Source organism: Moraxella sp. CTOTU46711 (genome assembly GCF_031975715.1).
Classification (GTDB): Bacteria; Pseudomonadota; Gammaproteobacteria; order Pseudomonadales; family Moraxellaceae; genus Faucicola.
The window spans coordinates 315,148-332,778 of sequence record NZ_DALYMP010000001.1 but is presented as its reverse complement, the minus strand read 5'-3'; the positions used below and the strand labels follow the sequence as shown (position 1 = coordinate 332,778).

Genomic DNA, 17,631 nt, shown 5'->3' with positions numbered 1-17,631 from the left:
TTGTTGATTTTTTGCATAAAGCTTAGTTTAAGTTTGACTTAGAAAAAATGATGAAAAAAAATCAGTACCGACATTTTCGATACTGATTTTTTCAGCCCGTCAATAATTACGCACCCAACACACTTTGACCACAGACGCGAACAATGTTGCCATTGACGCCGCCCGATCCAGGGCAAGCCAGCCAGGCAATGGTCTCAGCGACATCAATCGGCAAACCGCCCTGGCTCATTGAGTTCATCCTACGACCTGCTTCTCGAATCGCAAAAGGTATCGCAGCGGTCATTTGGGTTTCGATAAATCCTGGCGCTACCGCGTTGATGGTAATACCGTTCTTTAACGTAGGCGCAGTCGCTTGTACCGCGCCAATCACGCCAGCTTTGCTCATGGCATAATTGGTCTGTCCCAAATTGCCCGCAATACCGCTAATGGATGATACGCATACAATTCTCGCGTTTTCATTGAAACTATCATGACTGAGTAAGTAATCATCAATTTTTTCTTCTGCATTGAGATTGACGTTCATGACGGCATCCCACATGTTATCATCCATTTTCGCCAATGTTTTGTCACGCGTTATGCCTGCATTGTGGACAATCCCATCTAAGCCGCCACGTTTGGCTGCCGCTGCGGCTATTTTTTCACCGGCATCGTCGGCGGTGATATCTAATGTTAAAGTAGAGCCGCCTATCTCACCTGCTACTTTTTGCAAGTCCGATTGCTGTGCAGACACATCGACACAGATGACATGTGCGCCATCACGCGATAATACCTTTGCGATGGCTTCACCAATACCTCGGCTCGCGCCAGTCACTACCAGTGTTTTACCTTTTAAAGGCTTTTGCCAATCAACCGTGACTGGGTTGCCTTCACCCACTCTCACCACTTGTCCTGACACATACGCAGAACGCGGTGAGGCAAAAAAACGTAAAGTAGATTCAAGGTTTTGCGCCGCATTTGGGTCTACATAGATAAGCTGGCTTGTGATACCGCGCTTAAATTCTTTACCGACTGATTTAACAAATCCTTCTAAAGCACGCTGGGCTGCTGCCTGTGCAATACTGGTGCATTTTTCAGGTGGCAAGCCAATGACGATAACGCGACCTGAGCGGTCAATCGAACGCGCAATCGGATGAAAGAAGTTGTAAACTTGTTTAAGCTCATGGGTTGTCTTGATACCTGAAGCATCAAAAATAGCCACTTTAAAATACTGATTCGCGCCAAACTGCTCGGCGTCAATCTGTGCATTTTGTAAAGCATCACGCGCTGACTCATTGGGGTCTAGATAGACATCCGCTTGCACATTCGCCAAGACTTTGGCGATGTCATTTGCTATGACAGCGTTTTCACTGATCCCAAAAATGACACTGCCTGTCACGGGTGCTTGACCGTCTTTGTAACGCTCAAGGTTAATGGGCATCGGTAAACCCAAATTTTGGGCAATCTTACGTCCCAGTGGGTTTTGAACGAATTCGGAATAATGGTCTGACATAAAGACTCCTTTGTATAATTAGTTTTGCTTAGGCTATTAGATAAGGCTTAATTAAATACTAAGTTCAACACTGAGTAAAACACTAATTTAAAAAAATTTTCTGTCTAAATTCTATACCAATCAAGCAATATTGAACAGTCATATCAAATAAAATTTTATTGGTTTTATTGATTTATATAAATTATCGTTATATATATACCTTTAGGCGATATTTTTGTCTGCGTTTTATGGTAACATCACTAAAACTTAAAAAGTTTAGTTATTTTTAAAAGATTTCGTTATTTTTAAAAAGTTATTTGGTTTAAGCTTAGCCAATTTTTTTAATTAATTGCTCAAAAGGACTTTTCTATGGACAATTTTCAACACCCAACTCACCAGCCTGCTGGCAAAAAGGTCGCTATTTTAGGTGGCAACCGTATTCCGTTCGCCCGCTCAAATGGCCAATACGCCAATGTCAGCAACTCTGAAATGTTGACGGCTGCCCTTAACGGCTTGGTGGAACGCTATAATTTACAAGATAAACGCTTGGGTGAAGTGGTGGCAGGCGCGGTCATTAAATTAAGCCGTGATATCAATCTCACTCGTGAATGTGTGTTAAGCACGGCGTTAAGTCCGCAAACACCTGCTTATGATGTGTCACAGGCGTGTGCTACGGGACTACAAGCGGCTTTCGCGGTGAGCAATAAAATCGCCTTGGGGCTGATTGATTCGGGGATTGCAGGCGGTGTGGATACCACTTCTGATGCCCCTTTAGGCATTGGTGATGGGCTGCGTAAAGCGCTGTTAAAACTTAATAATGCCAAAACCAATAAAGATCGCTTGCAAGCGTTATTAAGCATTAACCCAAAAGACTTGATTGATGCACCGCAAAATGGTGAACCTCGTACCAAATTATCGATGGGTGACCACCAAGCCATCACCGCACTTGAATGGGCGATCACCCGTGAAGCACAAGATGAGTTTACCTTTAATAGCCATAAGAACTTGGCGCGTGCTTACGATGAGGGATTTTTTGATGATTTAATCACGCCATTTAAAGGTTTAACACGCGACAATAATCTACGTCCTGATATTTCGTTAGAAAAATTGGCGTCATTAAAACCTGTATTTGGTAAGAAAAATGCCAACCCGACTATGACAGCTGGTAACTCAACACCGCTGACCGATGGCGCATCTTGTGTGTTATTAGGCACAGATGAGTGGGCAGCGGCGAATGGATTAAAACCGCTTGCTTATCTCACCTACCAAGAAACCGCTGCGGTTGATTTTACAGGTAAAAAAGGCGTTAAAGAAGGCCTCTTGATGGCACCTGCGTATGCTGTCCCACGTATGTTGCAACGTGCAGGCTTAACGCTGCAAGACTTTGATTATTATGAAATTCATGAAGCATTTGCCTCACAGGTATTGTCTACGCTTGCTGCGTGGGAAGACGAAAGTTTTTGCAAAGAACGCTTAGGTCTTGATAAACCTCTTGGCGCGATTGACCGCAGTAAACTTAACGTAAATGGCTCATCACTTGCTGCAGGGCATCCGTTTGCCGCAACCGGTGGTCGCATTCTTGCCAGCACCGCCAAACTACTGGATCAAAAAGGGTCGGGTCGTGCGCTGATTTCTATCTGTGCTGCGGGCGGACAAGGTGTGGTCGCCATTTTAGAAAAATAATCAAGTAACTAATACTAAGTACCTATACTTAAGTACTTATACCTAAGTACTTAAGTATTCAAATAATTGATAAATAATTACTTAAAAAAATAGTGTAAAAAAGGCGAGATAATGCACTCGCCTTTTTTATCGCCTAACTAAATTTAATCGGTTTTTCACCGTCCTCATTTTGCGGTTTATTTGGGTAGTGATGATCATGACCGATATCACAGTCTTCTGCCGCTTTTTTTGGACGATGAATATAGCCAGTGCGCTCTTCGACGCCCAAAAATTCATGCTCCCACACCATCACCGCTTGCATACAAGTTTGACGCTGTTCATCCGTCAACTTTCGACCATCTTCCCATTTGCCAAGCGAAATCGCTTGACGAAATTTTTCAACAATTTCAGGCGTTAACGCTGATAATATCGCTTGTTTATCCATGACTGAATTGTCCTTATACCCTTCAATAAATCACAATAGTTTAAAAAAATTTTGCTAAATAATTAAAAAATTATAGCAAATTAAGTGGATAAAATCTATTTGGCAAGTCGTCTCATATGAGCATAGCTGCCTACAATGATGTGATTACAAATTGGGCAATGTTAATTTGCACACAGATATTATATGCTTTGCTTATCAAAAGTTGTGAAAACTTATCTTATAAAACTTTACCTTATAAAATAGAGCACCCCTATGAACTCTCTCAAATACAGCTATCATCAACACGCTGTAACCCGTGTTTTTAATCAAAAGAAAACAGCTTTCAATCAAAAGCAGTTGGCTAAAGCAGTCTTTGTATTGAGCCTAATATCTGGCCAACATTGTGCGTTAGCAGCGCCTGTGTCACATGTATCGCCTGCGCCAGCTCAGCAATTTTCTTCACATACAGCCCTATCTACGCCGACGCCTATTACCACTACCCAAGCACTGCAAACGGCATTGACATCAGCCCATGAGCAAAATTTAGCGGCGCAAAAAGCATGGCTGCGGTTGTTGTATTATCCTGAAACAGTCACCACAAAACAGCCCTTTGAAAGTCGGGTCAACAATCGTTTTAATCCACAAGCGAGCCAACGACAATTTTTTGCCAGCGCGCAAGGTGCCAAAAATCCACAAGCGGAACTTGATGAAATCCTTACACAGTTATTTCACCCAAGCGAAAAAAATAATGCCTCTGTCCAATGTCGCTTTCCCGCTCGTACACAGTGGCTCATTGAAAATTTAGCCATCGACACCTCAAGCCTACCCCATCAACATTGTGATACGCTCGATTCATGGCTACAAAAAATCAATCCCCAATCCGTCTCATTAATTTTTGCCAGTGAGTATTTAGATAGCCCACCGTCTGCGTTTGCCCATAGTTTTTTGCGGTTTGATAATGCCGACCTTAGCAATCAATACTATTTGAACTTCACCCCGAAAGTCACCGACGGTGAGCATTTTTTAAAATTTGCTTACAAATCTAGTATTGGTGGCAATGCGGGCGAATTTACCATGACCAATTATCAGCAAGGTATCAAAGAATATTTGCAAGATAATGGGCGCAATGTATGGCAATATCAGCTCAATCTCACCGATAAACAAGTTAAACAACTTGCCTATCGAACTTGGGAAATCAAAGACCAAAACTTGCCCTATTATCTGTTATCAGATAATTGCGCCTCTGAAATTTTGGTGTTACTAAATTCTATTTTTCCCGATAAAAATTTTTTAGTGACTGATTCCCCAATGATTTCCCCTGCCCAAGTGGTACGCATGTTAAACCAGGAAAATTTGATTCGCTCTACCAATTTTAGTCCTTCCACACCGACTGTTGTGCAAGCGCAGTTAAATGCCCGCAACACGGCGAATCATCCCAAGGCTTTTAACAATCCCCATCAAGATATAGCGTCAAGTCCTCAGATATTGCCTAGCCGCGATAATCCTGAACTGGCTAATCCTTTAAGTCGATTTGATATCGGGGTCAGCCAGCAGTCGTTTGACAGGGTCAGTGGACGACCGAAAGTAGATAGTAACCAGGCTATCACGTTAAATTACCGCATGGTATATCGTGATGCGTTGGATAAAATTGATGGCTATCCCATAGGCTCACAATTGACTGCATTGAGTATGGGTCTTAGCATTCATGACAACGCTGACCACCAAGATACCGTGCAACTTGAGCAGCTAGGATTATTTGATGTGCGTTCATTGCATCCGATTAATAGCGCAAAAAAAGGAAATTCATGGGGTGGCAATATTGGCTTACAGCGAGTCTTTGATGGTATCAAGGGTACTAGCAGTAGCAACAAAGATGACCGCAGCGCTACAGACAATCATTTGGTCGCAAATATCAGCGGTGAATTTGGTAAAAGCGTGGCAATCGGTAGCGCTGCCCCAAACACAGGCGATATGCCCGCCAATATTTGCTATGGCTTGGGCACTATTGCAGCCCAGTTTGGTAAAGGCTTATACCATGGTTATCGTGCTGGGCTTGGCGTCAATGTCGGGTGCAATGCAGAATTGCGTCCAAATTGGCGTGCGATATCGGAATTAACACTGCCATTTTGGATAAGTGGCGATAGTGATAATGAAAGCTATTGGCAGCCCAAATTCAGTATTGGTAGTCAATATGATATCAATCAAACCAATGCGATTCGGGTCACCGCTAGCCGTGAATGGCTGCCAAAGTCTGACAATCTCCATAATGTTGATGAAGTTGCGCTAAAATGGCTATACTATTTTGAATAATCTATTTTGAATAATCTACGCCTAGCCAATTTTGTGCTACGCCAAGCCAAAATGGCGCAATAATGCCATGCCGATGGCTAGACTAAACATGGAAAACACGGTGGTAAATCCTAAAATATTGGCCGCTAATATTTCATTGCCGCCCATGCTGCGAGCCATCACATAACTGGCAGCAGCAACGGGCGATGTTACCATAATAAACATCACGCCCATTTGTATCGGTGATAATTGCATCAATACACCCACCACGACCGCGGTGATAGGCGCCACGATAATTCGACCGATGCTAGCCTGCATAGACACGCCTGTCATATTGAGCATCGACTTGATATCGAGTGTCGCACCTGCACAAATCAAAGCTAACGGTAATGCTACCGCCGCCAATAACTCGCCTGTTTTGATGATAAATTCAGGCGGCATCGGCAGCTGCAATAACTTATAAGCAAACGCCGATACCAACGCAATAATTAACGGATTTTGCCCGATTTTTTTGGTCATGGTGATGGCTTTTTTAACCACGCCTTGGCTGTTGTTATCATTTCTGCTTAGGCTAATCACAGATAACACATTATACACAATGGTTAAAAGACCCATATAAACCGCACCGATACTCACGCCTTGGCTACCGTATGCATTAGTCACAGTCGCCAGCCCCATAATCGCCATGTTACTGCGAAAGACGCCTTGCACAAACACACCTTTATCGCGCCTATCTTTGACAAAAAAATAGGCAAATAGCTCACCGAGAAAAAACAGCCCAAAAGTGACCATCAATCCCGATTTAATCAAATCCACCTGCTCCGCAAAATGAATGTCACTTTTTAGAATACTAAAAAACAGCAAACATGGCAGGCAATAGTTAAAAACCATATCAGAGGCTATTTCAACAAACGATTGGTTGATGGTTTGTTTTTTTTGCATCATCACCCCCAATAACATCAGCAAGATATTGGGCAAGGTAATTTTTAGCGCAAAGAGGAAAGCTGTTAGCATAATAATTTTTTTGAGTAGAAAATAAAAAAGTCCCAAGTATGGCACATAGCAATACCATGGGACTTATCAAGCATGGTCTAAAGTTAAGAGCTTAGCACTTCACGCGCTTTTTTGCTTTTTTTAATCATCATTGCCAAAAGCTGTACCGCAGCTGGCGTGACGCCGCTAATGCGACTGGCTTGGGCAAGCGTCGTTGGACGTACTTTTTCAAGTTTTTGCACGATTTCATTGGAAAGCCCAGAGATATCATGATAAGTAAAATCGTCTGGAATGAGCGTGTGTTCAAGTTTTTTCATCTGACCGATTTCAACTTGCTGACGATCGATATAACCGGCATATTTGACACCAATTTCAATTTGCTCGCCCACTTCGGCAGACACGGGAGATTCGGTCAATTCGCTAATATCATCAAATGACACGTTTGGACGTTTTAACAAATCAAGCGCGTTATTTTCTTTGGTCAATACTTCGCCGGTTTTATCGATAAATGATTGACCCAGCGTATTAGTAGGCGTTGCCCAAAGCGAGCGTAAACGTGCGGTTTCTTGCTCAATGGCTGTCATCTTATCGCTATACACTTGCCAGCGCGCATCGTCCACCAGCCCTAAGTCACGCCCAATTTCTGTTAAGCGTTGATCGGCATTGTCTTCACGCAGCAGCAGACGGTATTCGGCACGACTGGTAAACATACGGTATGGCTCTTTAGTGCCATGGGTGATAAGATCATCTACCAACACACCGATATAGGCTTGGTCGCGGCGCGGTGTCCAAGCATCTAGTCCTTGGGTGCGACGTGCGGCATTTAACCCCGCTAAGATACCTTGCGCAGCGGCTTCTTCATACCCTGTCGTTCCATTGATTTGACCGGCAAAAAATAGGTTATCAATCGATTTGGTCTCAAGGCTTGGTTTAAGATTTTGTGGGTCAAAATAATCGTATTCAATCGCGTAGCCAGGACGCAAGATGTGCGCATTTTCCAGCCCTTTCATCGAGCGGACTAAAGCCAACTGAATATCAAATGGTAAACTCGTTGAAATCCCATTGGGATAAAGCTCATGGGTGGTCAACCCTTCAGGCTCAATAAAAATCTGATGGCTGTCTTTATCCGCAAATCGATGAATTTTATCTTCAATCGATGGGCAATAACGAGGACCAATGCCTTCAATCACGCCTGAATACATGGGTGAGCGATCCAGCCCGCTGCGGATAATGTCATGGGTGCGTTCATTGGTATGGGTGATATAGCAGTTGATTTGGCGCGGATGCATGGACACATCACCCAAATACGACATAACGGGCAGTGGTGTATCCCCTGGCTGCACGGTCATGACACTAAAATCTACCGTGCGCGCATCAATGCGTGGTGGCGTGCCTGTTTTGAGACGTCCAACCGGCAGCTTGAGCTCACGCAATCTATCCGCCAAACGGATAGAAGGTGGATCGCCTGCACGTCCACCTTTGTGGTTTTCTAACCCAATATGAATAGTGCCACCTAAAAAAGTGCCAGACGTTAACACCACTGCCCCGCAAGCAAATTCAATCCCTGACTGGGTAACAACGGCTACCGCTTTGCCGTTTTCAACCAAAATATCATCCGCCGCTTGTTGGAAAATATCCAAGTTTGGCTGATTTTCTAAGGTATGGCGAATCGCCGCTTTATATAAAATACGGTCTGCTTGGGCGCGTGTGGCACGGACAGCGGCACCTTTACGGCTATTTAACACACGAAACTGAATCCCTGCTTTGTCGGTTGCAAGCGCCATAGCGCCGCCCAACGCATCGACTTCACGCACCAAATGCGACTTGCCAATCCCGCCAATCGCAGGATTACAGCTCATCTGTCCCAAGGTTTCAATATTATGCGTCAATAACAGCGTCTGCTGACCCATGCGTGCAGCAGCTAGCGCCGCTTCTGTGCCAGCATGACCGCCACCAATCACAATTACGTCGTAGATTTTAGGGTATTTCATCGTGTCACCCATCATTCGCTTGTCAATAAAAACTGACAATTATACCATGCTTAGATGGCTATCGATTATTTTTTTATCAATGCCAATCTTTGAGTATTTAGGGTGATAATTTCGCCTCAACAATCACCAACGACATGACGAAAAAATCAAATTCATAAAAAAATCCAAGTCATTCGGCTTGGATTTCGATTGATTCGCGGATTTATAGTTATTGTGAATCGATTTGGCTATCGCGGATGATTAGTAACTCATCTTTTAAACTTGTCACTTTAAGTTCGTTGGCATCATTAAACACTTGAATGTTAGCGCCTTTGCTATCTTTATAATCTTTATGACGACGAAAGTTGTGCTCAATTTCAAAACGAACCACCGTTTCAAGCAATGATTGCAATTCTGCTAAGGTATAATGTTCCCACTGAATTTCAAGATGCGGGGCTAATTTACCTGTAATCATACGAACTTTATTATCAATTTTGACGACTTTGGTGGTCATGCCGATGCTCCAATATTTTTATTAGTAATTATGAGTTTCATCAATAAATGCGACTGGATGAACTAGAGATTGCTTTAATGCTAACGGATTAACCGGCTTTTATCAAGCAAGATTCATAGACTGGGTAATCACCCCACCCCTATTCAAATGTTTATTGAATGAACTTGCCATGCGCCTTTCTAGTCACGGTTATAAATTGTCTGCTCACTGGTGTAATTAGTCATTTAATGAAAAAATAGGCGCGCTAAACGCTCTTGGACGCCTAAAAACAGCCTCATCTTGATAAAATTTTGGTATCACATTGTCAGCACTATAGCCTGGGATACCCATTACAGGTAAAGGCTGAAAGTTTTTGGATGATAGATTAACTGCATTATGCGCCAAATCCGGCATTGCCAGCTGTCGAAACATATTAGCAATTGCGGTATCAAGCTGGTTTCTCTGACTCACTATAGATTGCTCAAACCAACCCTCATCTACTAAAATCAGCAAGGTATGACTGGTGATATTTTTTCTTGGCTTAAGCAATTTTTCAAGCAGGGCATGACCAAATGGAAAAAAGGCAATGGTACGATGTTGACCCAACCAATTTGTTCTATGCGTGACCAAAGCCGCTTGCCATTTAAATGCTTGTAACTGTTCAAGCAATAGTCTATCTGAACTCACCACAATGCCGCCATTTTCATCAAATACCGTTAACGCATTACGCAGCGCTGTTCTGGCATTATGAATACCATGTCGCAAAATATCTTTGGCATGCAGTTCGTTAAATACCGCTTTGGACTGCGGAAAATTCAGCCAAATTAAACCGTTAAGCAAATCATGGTGATTGTCACGGGTTGGAATTTTCCCTGTCTTGGCAATAAAACTCTCATAAGCCTCACCCTCAGGTAGACACGCTTGCTCAACAAAGCGAATGGGTAATTTTTCATAATTAGCTATACGGCTGGCGTTTACATGCTCATATCTATCCAGACAAGCATTCAAATTTTCAACAATATTGATAGCGGGCGCATGACCGTGTGCTGCATGAGGATGTTTTGCGTCAAGCTCCGGAAGATTCGGAAAATAAGCCAAATAGTGATACCAAGGTTTATCAAAATCAATGCTGGCAGTAGGATGAATCGCTGACATAAATACAATCTGACAATGTAAGAATAAGAATAAGAATAAGAATAAGAATAAGAATAAGAATAAGAATAAGAAAAATAAGCGTAGGCTGGACCAAAAATATTAGCACACTTTTGGTTAACCCTATGATAGATAATTACCACCTACCAATCATTACCACCCAATCATAGCTAATGGTTTAGATACTGTTGACCTCAATCCATAAGGATATCGCGATTTTTTGAATAGCATGCCTTGTATAACCTGTTTTGCATAATAAGCGATTTTTAGCACAATGTTGCAAAACATCATATAATAAGATACAGTCATTCAAATTTTACCACCCAGTAGAAGTAGAGTTATTACATGCATATTTTTTTAGCTCGCAACAATGTGCAAGCCGGCCCTTATACCCTTGAACAACTCAATCAAATGCTTGCGACAGGGCAAGTGTTACTCACTGATTTGATGTGGCATCAAGGGATGGATAACTGGAACACAGTCAATGCGATGACAGATGGGCAATTTTTTTACCGTCCAACGATAGATGAAAGCCTGCCAGTCGATACCCACCAACGTGGGCAGCTAACATCTAACGAAGCAGATTATATTATTAACAACACGCCTAATCCTACATCCCCTTCAGAAGACTCTGAGAATGTTTGGGATCGGTATTCAGCGAACAACCCGCACAAATCCCCTAACCCTACCAAGGTCACATTGACCAAGAAACTTAACTCGAACCAAGACATTGCCTATGCCAAAAAACAGTTAGACCTTGCCAGCATCGGTAGCCGTATCGCAGCAAAATTAGTAGATACCCTGCTCATGGTATTGGCGTCGTCGCCGCTGTTCATCTCCCTGTACAACAGCCCAAATTTTGATAAATTGCTCAAATGGGCAGAAGCAGGACAAACCCGCTTGACCTCTGCCCAGCAGATGGAACTTATGTCAGCGTTACCTGAGCATATATTGTTGTTGACCAATATTTTGGTATGGGGCTTAATGATTGCGCAAGTCCTATTATTGATGCGCCGTGGTCAGACTATCGGTAAGATGATAATGGGCATACGTATTTTGGATCGCCAATCCAATGCCATTCCTAGATTTTTTAACTTAATCATTATGCGTGGGTTATTCACCACATTGGCTTACTCTTTATCGATTTTTGGTTTGGTTGTGTTAGTTGTTGATTTGGTCATGATGCTCACCAGCAAAGAGCGATTAAGCCTCCATGATAAAATCGCCAAAACTTATGTGGTACGTGCCGATGACACCCAAACCACGCCCCTTGCGTTAAAACCTGACTAAAGTGAATTAAAATCATCAAACCGTGTGGTATAACCATGCGGTTTTTTTATGGTCAATTGCCAACACGCCTCGCCACGCGCTAGGTATTTCACCTCAAAATGCGTGCGTTCACTATGACTGGGTACTTGGGTTTTCTCCACCGGTACTTGCCAAACCGTCTGTGCTTTATGCTCGGCTTCATCAATATAACTTTCAATATTACTGGCAAGTATAAGCTCACCATTTGGTTTTAACCGAGATAATAACCACTCAAAAAACGGCATGTTAAGCCAGCGTTGATTGGGATTATGCGGCTCTGGATTGGGATAAAGAATAAACACCCCTGATAAACTTTGGGCAGGCACACCATGGGTGACCCAAGCAATGGCATCGGCATGAATAGTGGTTAAATTAGACAACTGCGCTTGATTCGCCATTTTTTGCATGGCTTGATATTTTTCTGCCGTACGTTCAATCGCGATGAGATGGGCATTGCCATTATCGCTGGCAAAACTCAAGGCATGCTTGCCTTTCCCTGCACCGATTTCAAGAAAAATGGCGGGTTGCTGCCAAAATGTTGCGGCAAGTGGCTGAAAATCTCTGGGATGACGGATACGATCGGGTTGAAACGGTCTGGTAAATTGATGACTTAGCATGAACAGTCGCTTGATTCGCCCAAAAAAAAAGGATTTATAGTATACTATGGCAAATAATCCGATACACCATTTTTCAGAATACCTTTTGTTTATGTCTAAAACCGAGCACACCCCATCAAATGCACCTGTCAAAACTTACCCCTGTCCCCGCTGCGGCAAACCCACCGTTTGGGCAGATAATCCCACCAAGCCATTTTGCAGTCCACGCTGTAAGCTCATTGACTTAGGCGCATGGGCGAATGAGGACTATAAAGTCGGTGCAGAAGACACCCCGTTTAGTGACGAATTAGACGCTTTTAAATAACGTAGATTTGATTGGTTAGTGATTGCGCTAGCTATGATTTGCTGACTATGATTAAAGGAATCCCCATGAGCTCTTATTTACTTCCCACCTATAAACGCCAGCCCATTAGCTTTGTCAAAGGTCAAGGAAGTTATCTTTATACCGATGACGGAACGCCGTATTTGGATGCGTTAACAGGGATTGCTGTCTGTGGACTGGGGCATTGTCATCCGCGTATCACTGCCGCGATTGCCGATCAAGCAGCAACGCTTGTGCATACCAGCAATCTTTTTGGTATTGATTGGCAAGAGCGCGCGGGTGAAAAGTTATGCCAAGTCGCAGGCATGGATAAAGTATTTTTTGCCAATAGCGGTGCCGAGGCCAATGAAGCGGCATTAAAAATGGCGCGACTGTTTGCATCAAATCGTGGGCAAACCCAAGCCAAAGTGATTGTGATGGAAAAATCGTTTCATGGACGTACCCTATTGACCGTATCCGCCACCGCAAATCCGATGGCTAGAGCTGGATTTTTTACCTTAGATGATGATTTTATTCGCGTGCCTTTTGGGGATATTGAAGCGATTAGCCAAGCGATTGCCGATAACGACAATGTTTGCGCTGTGATGCTTGAGCCTATCCAAGGTGAAAGTGGCGTTAATACTGCTAACAATGACTTTGATTTTTTAACCCAAGTTCGTAAAGTTTGTGATGACCATGACTTACTAATGATTTTAGATGAAGTGCAAACGGGTAATGGTCGGACGGGGCAATATTTCGCTTATCAATATTCATCCATCAAACCTGATATTTTGACCACAGCAAAAGGATTGGGGAATGGCTTTCCTGTGGGGGCTTGCATGACCACGGCAAAAGCCAATGATATTTTTAGTTATGGCTCACACGGCTCAACGTATGGTGGTACGCCGTTTGCTTGCCGTGTGGTTAGCGAAGTGATTGATGTCATTGATGATGAAAATATGATGGCAACTACCTTAAGCAATAGCGCAGCGTTGATTGAGCAAATCACCAGCGGGCTGGGTAGCGAAGGGGTTACTGTACGCGGAAAAGGTATGATGCTAGGGGTGGTAATGCCACAGGATCGCGGCATTGCATTTGATACCTTGGTCGATAAAGCGCGTGACAATCATCATCTAATCATCAATGTGGCAGGCGGTAATGCCATTCGTTTATTGCCACCGCTCAACATGAGTGCCGATGAAACCGTCCAAATCGGTGAGCGCCTCATTCACCTTATCCAATCAGCCATGTAGTTTTTTTGCACTTAATGGTGCACTTAATAGTAAAGTTAGCCGATTAGTCAATATCGGCTTTTTCATCGCAAACTTGCCAGTCAACCGTTTGATTTTGACAAGATGATATAATAGCTGTGTTTTATATTGGGGTAATTTTATGACAACCATTGCTGTTTTTGGGCACAAAAAACCAGATACCGATGCTATCGTATCCGCCATTGTCATGACCTATTGGCTCAATCAACAAGGTATAGATGCCAAAAGTTACCGCTTAGATGATATCAATCAAGAAACTAAATTTTTAATTGAACTTGCTAAAGTCCGATTACCAGAATTACTCACCCATCTTGAACCTGACCAACTCGCTGCTTTAGTCGATCATAACGAAAGCCAGCAATCGATTGCCAATCTAGCAGACGCCCATATTTGTTACCTTGTCGACCATCATAAACTTGGTGATTTGACCACTGCCGAACCTGCCTATATTCGATTTGAACCTGTCGGCTCTACCAGCACCATTTTATACCATATGTTTATGGAAAAGAATTTGCTGATTTCTCAGCAAATGGCGACATTGATGGCAGGTGCAATCATTTCTGATACGCTTAATCTGACAGGTCCTACCACTACAGACAGTGACAAGCAAGCGTTACAAGCAGTCATCCACCTTGCAGGGATTCACGATACAAACAGCTTTGCCAATCAATTATTCGATGCAAAAAGCAATATCAGCGACTTAACGGATGATGCGTTAGTCACTACCGATTATAAACAGTTTATTTTCTCAAATAAAAAATGGGCAATCGCTAGTATCGAAACTGTTAAACCTGATGTGGTGTTGTCGCGCATTGAGGGCATCCAACAAGCCAGTGAACTAATCCGCCAAAGAGATGGCTTGGATTATATGCTAGTTATTATTGTTGATATTTTAAAACAGCAATCTTGGGCGGTTGGTAGCAACGATGCACAAAATGAAATCATTGAGCAAGCATTTGATACCAGACTCAATGATAAATTGCTTGATTTGGGTAACTTGGTCAGCCGAAAAAAACAATTTGTGCCTACTTTAGAAGCATTTTATGCCCAATAGTCAGTTTTTAATTCACAAAAAAGGGCTAAATTGTTAGCCCTTTTTTTATTCAAAAATATTTTTTATGCTTCAACTTTACCCAAATTCGGAAACTTTACCGATAAAATCGCTGTCACTGTTAGCACGGCGGCAATAAAGCCTAACGAGATAGCCATCGGCACATGGAACACATCAAGCAGCAGCATTTTGGCGCCAATAAACACCAAGATGACACTAAGCGCATAAGGCAATAAATGGAATTTATCCGCCAAACCCGATAACAAGAAGAACATCGCCCGTAGACCCAAAATAGCCAGCAAGTTTGCCGTCAATACAATAAACGGGTCGGTAGTGACCGCAAAAATTGCAGGAATTGAATCCACCGCAAAAATCACATCCGACAATTCAACCAAGATAAGCACCACCGCTAACGGGGTAAAATATTTAACGTCATTTTTCACCAACACAAACCGCTCTTGACCTGATGCATCATGGCTGTCATCGCTGATTTTCAGATGTTTTTGTAAAAACTTATATAAGCCTGACTGCTTCGGGTCTTCTTGCTCATCGTGGTTTTGCCACATTTTTACACCCGTGTACAGCAAAAATGCGCCAAAAATATATAAAATCCAGCTAAACTCCGTGACAAGCCAAGCCCCTGCAAAAATCATCACCGTACGCATGACAATCGCACCAATCACCCCGTAAAGTAAAATCTTCCGTTGCATCGCAGGCGACACCGCAAACGCCGCAAAAATCATCAACCATACAAAGACGTTATCAATGGCGAGCGATTTTTCCAGTAAATATCCTGTAAAAAACTCCCCTACTTTTTGTGTGGCGATAGCGCCGCCAAAATTTTGTGATAGATACCACCATAGACCGCCTGCAAACAGCACAGACACGCCCACCCAAATGGCACTCCAAATACCCGCCTGTTTCATCGAAACCGCTTCACCATTTTTTGGGGTTTTAAAAGTAAAAAAATCAACCAATAATAGTATCGCTACGATAGCAAAGAACACGGCATATAGCATGGGACTGCCAATGCTCATGGGTTCTGTCATTTGATTTACTGCTGCAAGTAACATTATCGCTCCTTAGTATGCATTTACAAACTATGGCTGGCAATAAGTCAAAGGATTTTGGGAAATGCTAAGCACAAAAAAACCTTGACTCACACCGACCAAATATGTGGTTGTGTTAAGTCAAGGTCTGGCTTACTATTTGATAATTAGCTCAATATATGGCTAAAAAATAGCTGATTTACCGGTAAGCGGCTACTTACGTAATGACGATAAATCACAAACTAGCTAAGTGAGAAGTTACTCCCCTTGATAGCGCTAATGTAGCAGATAAACGGCGACTTATCAATTGAATTTATCAATCAGTAAATTTTAAATTTATTGTTTATGTTAGCTAGCGTCTTTGTGTTTAACAAGTTAATTAAATACTTTCCCCATACAGTTAAAATGGTAAACTAACAGCCATGCGTAAAATTATTCATATCGATATGGATGCGTTCTTTGCCAGTGTTGAGCAACGAGATAATCCTGAGTTACAAGGTAAACCATTGGTGGTTGGCGGTGATCCCAATGGGCGTGGCGTCGTCGCAGCAGCAAGTTATGAGATACGCAAGTTTGGTGTACATTCTGCCATGTCATGCTATCGAGCCCGTCAACTGTGCCCCCAAGCAATTTTTGTCAAACCACGCTTTGAGGTATATCGTGAAGTCAGTGAGCAAATTCGTACCATCATGCACCAATATACGCCACTAGTCGAACCTTTATCACTGGATGAGGCGTATCTAGATGTCACCGATAGCCCGTATGAAAAAAATTCTGCGACACTAATCGCCAATCGCATTCGCCAACAGATTTTGCGACAAACGCAACTGACCGCTTCAGCAGGCGTGTCTTATAATAAAATGCTTGCTAAAATCGCGTCAGATTTAAATAAACCCAACGGTATTGCGGTTATCACACCTGAGCAAGGATTGGACTTTATTGCCAATTTACCGGTAAAAAAATTTCACGGGATTGGCAAAGCCACCGTCAAAATGTTGCATGACATGGGTATATTTACAGGATTGGATTTACGCAATACCCCAGCGGACGTATTAAAACAACGCTTTGGCAAACGGGGTGATTTCTTTCACCAGATTGCCCACGGTATTGATAATCGAGAGGTTAAAGCTGAGCGCAACCATAAATCTGTCGGTTCTGAGACAACGTTTAAGCACAATACTATGGATGATACAGTCATTGTGGCTGCCCTATATCGCGAAAATAGCCAAGCGTTTAAAGATTTACAAAAAAAGCAGCGTTACGCTCGCACCATCACCATTAAAATCAAATACAGCGATTTTAGTGTGATTACCCGTTCTCATAGTATTTCCTCCCACTTTGAACAAGAATCTGATGCCTATTATTGGATTCAATGGCTATACGAGCATACCCCGAAACTTTTACCCGTACGTTTGGTTGGGGTGACTTATTCAAACTTGCTGCAAGCTGAAGCCCCAGCACAGATGCCATTACTATAAACCACTAAAAGCCAAATTTTGCCAAGATATTTTTGTATTTGACCGTTTAAATAATTTTTATCTAAAACCTAACAACAGCAAAACCCTGCTATATTGCAGGGTCTT

15 protein-coding genes are annotated in these 17,631 nt (G+C 42.7%); 7 read left to right on the top strand and 8 right to left on the bottom strand.

Annotated features, from left to right (window positions below; genetic code table 11):
* Nucleotides 1–106: 106 nt before the first annotated feature.
* Nucleotides 107–1,489, bottom strand: a complete 1,383-nt coding sequence (locus RTJ53_RS01470; RefSeq protein ID WP_312275528.1) for a 3-oxoacyl-ACP reductase — start codon at nt 1,487–1,489, stop codon at nt 107–109.
* 348 nt (nt 1,490–1,837) lie between these two features.
* On the opposite strand from RTJ53_RS01470, the gene RTJ53_RS01465 reads away from it, so the two are divergent.
* A complete protein-coding gene (locus tag RTJ53_RS01465; protein ID WP_309576670.1) occupies nt 1,838–3,151 on the top strand; it encodes an acetyl-CoA C-acetyltransferase in 1,314 nt (437 codons plus the stop codon).
* Nucleotides 3,152–3,284: 133 nt separating this feature from the next.
* Here RTJ53_RS01465 and RTJ53_RS01460 read toward each other — a convergent pair whose 3' ends face one another.
* Nucleotides 3,285–3,575, bottom strand: coding sequence for a YeaC family protein (locus tag RTJ53_RS01460; protein ID WP_312275527.1), 291 nt, complete (start codon nt 3,573–3,575; stop codon nt 3,285–3,287).
* Nucleotides 3,576–3,827: 252 nt separating this feature from the next.
* Here RTJ53_RS01460 and RTJ53_RS01455 point away from each other — a divergent pair, with 252 nt between their 5' ends.
* On the top strand, nt 3,828–5,864 hold the full coding sequence (locus RTJ53_RS01455) for an Lnb N-terminal periplasmic domain-containing protein (protein WP_312275526.1): 2,037 nt from the start codon (nt 3,828–3,830) through the stop codon (nt 5,862–5,864).
* A gap of 36 nt (nt 5,865–5,900) precedes the next feature.
* Here the strand turns inward: RTJ53_RS01455 and RTJ53_RS01450 are convergent, their stop codons facing one another.
* From RTJ53_RS01450 to RTJ53_RS01435, 4 genes are all read right to left on the bottom strand, one after another.
* Nucleotides 5,901–6,857, bottom strand: coding sequence for an AEC family transporter (locus RTJ53_RS01450; RefSeq protein ID WP_312275525.1), 957 nt, complete (start codon nt 6,855–6,857; stop codon nt 5,901–5,903).
* 83 nt (nt 6,858–6,940) lie between these two features.
* Nucleotides 6,941–8,827, bottom strand: a complete 1,887-nt coding sequence (mnmG, locus tag RTJ53_RS01445; protein ID WP_201666268.1) for a tRNA uridine-5-carboxymethylaminomethyl(34) synthesis enzyme MnmG — start codon at nt 8,825–8,827, stop codon at nt 6,941–6,943.
* A gap of 208 nt (nt 8,828–9,035) precedes the next feature.
* The gene (locus RTJ53_RS01440) at nt 9,036–9,320 is read right to left on the bottom strand and encodes a hypothetical protein (protein WP_007117325.1); all 285 of its coding nucleotides are present in this window, start codon (nt 9,318–9,320) and stop codon (nt 9,036–9,038) included.
* A 216-nt stretch (nt 9,321–9,536) separates the two neighbouring features.
* A complete protein-coding gene (locus tag RTJ53_RS01435) occupies nt 9,537–10,454 on the bottom strand; it encodes a DUF3025 domain-containing protein (protein ID WP_312275524.1) in 918 nt (305 codons plus the stop codon).
* 342 nt (nt 10,455–10,796) lie between these two features.
* On the opposite strand from RTJ53_RS01435, the gene RTJ53_RS01430 reads away from it, so the two are divergent.
* Entirely contained in the window at nt 10,797–11,741 is a 945-nt protein-coding gene (locus tag RTJ53_RS01430; protein ID WP_312275523.1) for an RDD family protein, read from the top strand.
* Here RTJ53_RS01430 and RTJ53_RS01425 read toward each other — a convergent pair.
* Nucleotides 11,738–12,376 carry a methyltransferase domain-containing protein gene (locus RTJ53_RS01425; RefSeq protein WP_312275522.1) on the bottom strand — a complete coding sequence of 213 codons (639 nt, stop codon included), beginning with the start codon at nt 12,374–12,376 and terminating at the stop codon, nt 11,738–11,740. The genes RTJ53_RS01430 and RTJ53_RS01425 overlap by 4 nt on opposite strands.
* Nucleotides 12,377–12,467: 91 nt before the next feature.
* Between RTJ53_RS01425 and RTJ53_RS01420 the strand changes: the two genes are divergently transcribed.
* The 3 genes from RTJ53_RS01420 to RTJ53_RS01410 all read left to right on the top strand — a co-directional run bounded on the left by RTJ53_RS01420 (nt 12,468) and on the right by RTJ53_RS01410 (nt 15,002).
* Entirely contained in the window at nt 12,468–12,680 is a 213-nt protein-coding gene (locus RTJ53_RS01420; protein ID WP_312275912.1) for a DNA gyrase inhibitor YacG, read from the top strand.
* A gap of 65 nt (nt 12,681–12,745) precedes the next feature.
* Nucleotides 12,746–13,930, top strand: a complete 1,185-nt coding sequence (locus RTJ53_RS01415) for an aspartate aminotransferase family protein (RefSeq protein WP_312275521.1) — start codon at nt 12,746–12,748, stop codon at nt 13,928–13,930.
* A gap of 139 nt (nt 13,931–14,069) precedes the next feature.
* Nucleotides 14,070–15,002, top strand: coding sequence for a manganese-dependent inorganic pyrophosphatase (locus tag RTJ53_RS01410; RefSeq protein WP_312275520.1), 933 nt, complete (start codon nt 14,070–14,072; stop codon nt 15,000–15,002).
* Nucleotides 15,003–15,064: 62 nt separating this feature from the next.
* Here the strand turns inward: RTJ53_RS01410 and RTJ53_RS01405 are convergent, their stop codons facing one another.
* On the bottom strand, nt 15,065–16,072 hold the full coding sequence (locus RTJ53_RS01405) for a TerC family protein (protein ID WP_409418125.1): 1,008 nt from the start codon (nt 16,070–16,072) through the stop codon (nt 15,065–15,067).
* Nucleotides 16,073–16,470: 398 nt separating this feature from the next.
* On the opposite strand from RTJ53_RS01405, the gene dinB reads away from it, so the two are divergent.
* Nucleotides 16,471–17,526 carry a DNA polymerase IV gene (gene dinB / locus RTJ53_RS01400; protein ID WP_312275519.1) on the top strand — a complete coding sequence of 352 codons (1,056 nt, stop codon included), beginning with the start codon at nt 16,471–16,473 and terminating at the stop codon, nt 17,524–17,526.
* Nucleotides 17,527–17,631 lie beyond the last annotated feature (105 nt).

Excerpts from the sequence above, each read along its gene's own strand:
- RTJ53_RS01405 (WP_409418125.1), bottom strand. The coding sequence starts at position 16,072 with ATGTTACTTGCAGCAGTAAATCAAATGACAGAACCCATGAGCATTGGC.
- RTJ53_RS01420 (WP_312275912.1), top strand. The coding sequence starts at position 12,468 with ATGTCTAAAACCGAGCACACCCCATCAAATGCACCTGTCAAAACTTAC.
- RTJ53_RS01425 (WP_312275522.1), bottom strand. The coding sequence starts at position 12,376 with ATGCTAAGTCATCAATTTACCAGACCGTTTCAACCCGATCGTATCCGT.
- RTJ53_RS01470 (WP_312275528.1), bottom strand. The coding sequence starts at position 1,489 with ATGTCAGACCATTATTCCGAATTCGTTCAAAACCCACTGGGACGTAAG.
- dinB (WP_312275519.1), top strand. The coding sequence starts at position 16,471 with ATGCGTAAAATTATTCATATCGATATGGATGCGTTCTTTGCCAGTGTT.
- RTJ53_RS01410 (WP_312275520.1), top strand. The coding sequence starts at position 14,070 with ATGACAACCATTGCTGTTTTTGGGCACAAAAAACCAGATACCGATGCT.
- RTJ53_RS01450 (WP_312275525.1), bottom strand. The coding sequence starts at position 6,857 with ATGCTAACAGCTTTCCTCTTTGCGCTAAAAATTACCTTGCCCAATATC.
- RTJ53_RS01435 (WP_312275524.1), bottom strand. The coding sequence starts at position 10,454 with ATGTCAGCGATTCATCCTACTGCCAGCATTGATTTTGATAAACCTTGG.
- RTJ53_RS01430 (WP_312275523.1), top strand. The coding sequence starts at position 10,797 with ATGCATATTTTTTTAGCTCGCAACAATGTGCAAGCCGGCCCTTATACC.
- RTJ53_RS01440 (WP_007117325.1), bottom strand. The coding sequence starts at position 9,320 with ATGACCACCAAAGTCGTCAAAATTGATAATAAAGTTCGTATGATTACA.
- mnmG (WP_201666268.1), bottom strand. The coding sequence starts at position 8,827 with ATGAAATACCCTAAAATCTACGACGTAATTGTGATTGGTGGCGGTCAT.
- RTJ53_RS01460 (WP_312275527.1), bottom strand. The coding sequence starts at position 3,575 with ATGGATAAACAAGCGATATTATCAGCGTTAACGCCTGAAATTGTTGAA.
- RTJ53_RS01465 (WP_309576670.1), top strand. The coding sequence starts at position 1,838 with ATGGACAATTTTCAACACCCAACTCACCAGCCTGCTGGCAAAAAGGTC.
- RTJ53_RS01415 (WP_312275521.1), top strand. The coding sequence starts at position 12,746 with ATGAGCTCTTATTTACTTCCCACCTATAAACGCCAGCCCATTAGCTTT.
- RTJ53_RS01455 (WP_312275526.1), top strand. The coding sequence starts at position 3,828 with ATGAACTCTCTCAAATACAGCTATCATCAACACGCTGTAACCCGTGTT.